Origin of the sequence: Emticicia agri, assembly GCF_004168285.1 — a bacterium.
Taxonomy (GTDB): Bacteria; Bacteroidota; Bacteroidia; order Cytophagales; family Spirosomataceae; genus Emticicia; species Emticicia agri.
Genome location: NZ_SEWF01000099.1, coordinates 1 through 4,310 on the forward strand (window position 1 = coordinate 1; position 4,310 = coordinate 4,310).

1 protein-coding gene is annotated in these 4,310 nt (G+C 43.4%); it reads right to left on the reverse strand.

Annotation, left to right across the window (positions count from 1 at the left end):
- A partial coding sequence (locus tag EWM59_RS27930) for a beta strand repeat-containing protein (RefSeq protein ID WP_374755958.1) occupies window positions 1-4,310 on the reverse strand: 4,310 nt, incomplete at both ends.

Below are 4,310 nucleotides of genomic sequence, written 5' to 3' on the forward strand. Positions count from 1 at the left end.
TCACAAGTAGCACTGTAAGTACCTGCGCCTACTACTATCGTACTCGTAGTCGCTCCTGTGTTCCATACCAAGGTCCCATTACAGTTGCTGACTGTCAATGTCGCCTTCTCTGTACCACATACCGTCGTCTTATCGGTCGTAATGATTGGTGTATTCGGTTTCGGTAAGGTCTTAATCACCACTGGTGTTGACGAACTTCCCTGGCCACATTCGTTCTTACATACTGCTGTGTATGTCCCTGAATCACTCACTACCAAAATATTACCCGTTGCTCCTGTGTTCCATACCACCACTCCTGATGAACAGGCAGTCGCTGTCAAGGTCACTGTCTGACCTGTACAACATATATCTTTGTCTGCTGTTACTGTCGGTGGTAATGGTGGATTCTTAGTTGTTATCACTATCGAAGCACTGCTGCTGCCACAAGTGGTCGTACAAGTAGCTGTGTAAGTACCCGCTGTGTTCACTGTCAATGTACTGCCTGTGCTGCCTCCTGTCCAGGTGATACTTCCTCCTGTACAACCTGTCGCTGTCAGAACTGCTGAATGACCTGTACAGATTTCCGTTTTGTCACTTGTTACTGTCGGTGCTGCTGGTGTGCTGCCTGTTGTGATAATCACCTGATTCGATACTACACTCGTTCCACAAGTATTACTACATGTCGCTGTATATGTGCCTGATGTAGTTACGGTGATGCTGGCTCCTGTAGCATTCGTACTCCATTTCACTGTACCTGTACAGCCTGTCGCTGTCAGGGTTGCACTCTCTCCATTACACAAACTGGTCTTGTCTGTTGCAATGGTCGGTGCATCCGGTGAAGTCCCTGTGGTAATGGTCACAATATTCGATACTGGACTCTTCTCACAGATGTTCTCACAAGTAGCACTGTAAGTACCTGCGCCTACTACTATCGTACTCGTAGTCGCTCCTGTGTTCCATACCAAGGTCCCATTACAGTTGCTGACTGTCAATGTCGCCTTCTCTGTACCACATACCGTCGTCTTATCGGTCGTAATGATTGGTGTATTCGGTTTCGGTAAGGTCTTAATCACCACTGGTGTTGACGAACTTCCCTGGCCACATTCGTTCTTACATACTGCTGTGTATGTCCCTGAATCACTCACTACCAAAATATTACCCGTTGCTCCTGTGTTCCATACCACCACTCCTGATGAACAGGCAGTCGCTGTCAAGGTCACTGTCTGACCTGTACAACATATATCTTTGTCTGCTGTTACTGTCGGTGGTAATGGTGCAGTTCCCGGTTTAATTTCTATGGCCTTCTCTGCAGTGCCACAAGTGGTAGTACAGATAGCTTTGTAAGTCCCTGCACTGGTCACTGTGATGCTGTTAGCTGTTACTCCCGTGCTCCACACAATCGTACCATTACAGTTCGAGGCTGTCAATATTGCACTCTCGCCTGCACAAAGAATCGTCTTGTCACTGGCCACATTTGGTGTACTAGGACCTTCACTTGCATTCACTGTCGCTATATTCGATGCTGTGCTTGTACCACATGAGGTGATACATTTGGCACTGTAATTACCTGTCACACTCACACTAATGCTGCTGCCTGTCATGCCATTACTCCATACCACTGTTCCATTACAGCCTGTCGCTGTCAGGGTTGCGCTTGCGTTTGCACAGATACTGGTTGTCGATGGACTAACCACTGGTGCATTTGGTGCATCACCAGATTTGATGGTGATTACTTCCGAGGCATCATTGCTTCCACAGATATTTTCACATCTTGCAGTATAAGTTCCTGTTGTACCTACCGTGATGCTTGTGCCTGTCATGCCATTGCTCCATACCACTATTCCATTACAACCTGTTGCTGTTAGATGGGCAACTTCATTAGTACACAATTTATCTTTATCCGTAGCGATTATCGGCTTGGTAGGAGATGTACCAGTACGGATAACAATTGGTGTAGAATTTGAACTTGTTCCACAACTATTTGTACACGTTACTGTATAAGTTCCTGAGGTTGCTACCTGAATAGTACTACCTACTGCACCTGTACTCCAGTTAAGTGTACCATCTGTACAGCCTGTTGCTGTCAAGGTAGCAGTTGCACCGTCGCAACAGATTGTTTTATTTGTTGTAACACCCGGAGCAGCAGGTTTACTTCCTTTTTTGATTACTATACTACTTGAAGTTCCACTTGAGCAATTTCCTACTTTACAGGTTGCCCAATAAGTACCTTCACTGTTCACAGTGATAGTAGTACCCGACTGATTTGTTGACCAAACGACTGTTCCACCTGTACAACCTGTTGCTATTAATTTAACAGGAGTATTATCACAAATGGTGTTTGGTCCATCAACGCTAATTGATGGTGGTGTCGGTTTGTTTTTAATATCAACCTCTACTGTACCACTTGTTGAACATCCATCTTTGGTTATGGTTATGGTATATACTCCTTCATTTGCTGAAGTTGTATTAGAAATTGTAACTGTTCTACCATTTTGAGAGAAAGAGTTAGGCCCTGTCCATAGGTAGGTTGCACCTGCACCAAAATCAGGTGCCGTTAGCGTCAAGTCTTCTCCTTCACAAACTGCGCTATTAGAAGAAACAATTTTCGGTAAAGTTTTGATAGTAACCGAAGTTGTTGCTGTACCTGTACAACCACTGCCATTCGTTACCGTTACAGTATATATACCCTGATGCGCAGTTGTCGCCGGATTTATAACCGGATTCTGAACACTTGAAGTATATCCGTTAGGGCCTTTCCATGAATATGTTGTACCACCATCTGCTTTTAAGTTAATACTACCACCTTCACAAACCGGAGAATTAGAACTAATAGTCGGAACTAAAACAGGTAATACATCTACTGTTCCGGTATCTGTTGCTTTACAACCAGTACTTAGTGTACAAGTGGCTGTATAGGTAGTATTAGTAGTCGGGCTTACTGTTATAGAAACACCTGTTACACCTGTATTCCAGGTTACAGTACCTGTACATTCAGTAGCTGTTAATGTTATACTCGCTCCTTTACAAATACTTACATCATCAACCTTAACTTTCGGATTTGGATTTATTGTAAGCGTCGCAATATCGCTTGCCGTACAAGTTTTATTATTGGTTGTTGCATAACATGTTGCTGTATAGCTATATGTACCCGCTGTAGTCTCACTCACATTGATAGAAGTTGCGGTTGCTCCCGTGCTCCATACAACTGTACCATTACAACCTGTAGCAATCAATTTACCGCTTTCACCTGCGCACAATGCTAAGTCATTTACTGAAACCGTTACTGGTGGATTTACCGTTACTGTACCTGCATCACTTGCACTACATTCTTTACCATTAGCCGAAACTTTACAAATTGCAGTATAAGTTCCTGGATTATTTACAGATAATGTATTACCATTTGGAGTACCACCACCTGACCAGGTTACTATACCTGAACAACCATTTGCTGTTAAAGTACCTGTCTCACCTGCACAGATAACAATATCACTTACTGACACAGTTACTACCGGATTTACTATTACTGTACCTGCATCAGTTGCCGAACACTCTTTGTTATTTGTTGTAACTTTACAAGTAGCTGTATAAGTGCCAGTAGCATTTACTAATAAATTATTACCACTTGGGGTACCACCACCCATCCAGGTTACATTACCTGTACAACCTGTTGCTGTTAAGGTACCTGTCTCACCTGCACACACGATAATATCATTTACTGATACTGTTACCGGTGGATTCACAATTACTGTTCCCGCATCGCTTCCACTACATTCTTTGTTATTAATAGTTACGAAACAAGTAGCAGTATAAGTACCCGCTGTCGTTACAGTAATGGTATTGGTAGTAGCTCCATTACTCCAACTGATTCTACCATTGCAACCTGTTGCTGTTAGAGTACCTGTTTCTCCATCGCACAATACTATATCATTCACTGACACAGTTACTGGTGGATTTACAATCACTGTACCTGCATCAGATGCACTACACTCTTTACCATTTAAAGTCACTTTACAGATAGCTGTATAAGTACCTGCTGCATTTACCGATAAACTATTACCGTTTGGTGTGCCTCCACCTGTCCAACTTACGGTTCCTGCACAACCTGTTGCTGTTAAAGTGCTTGTTTCTCCTGTACAAATTACTATATCATTTACTGATACTGTTACTGGTGGATTTACAGTCACTGTACCTGCATCAGTCGCACTACACTCTTTATTATTAGTGGTCACTTTACAGGTCGCTGTGAAGCTGTAAGTGCCTGCTGTCCCTGATGGTACACTGATGCTGTTACCTGTGCTGCCATTACTCCAGCTGATGCTGCCTCCCACACA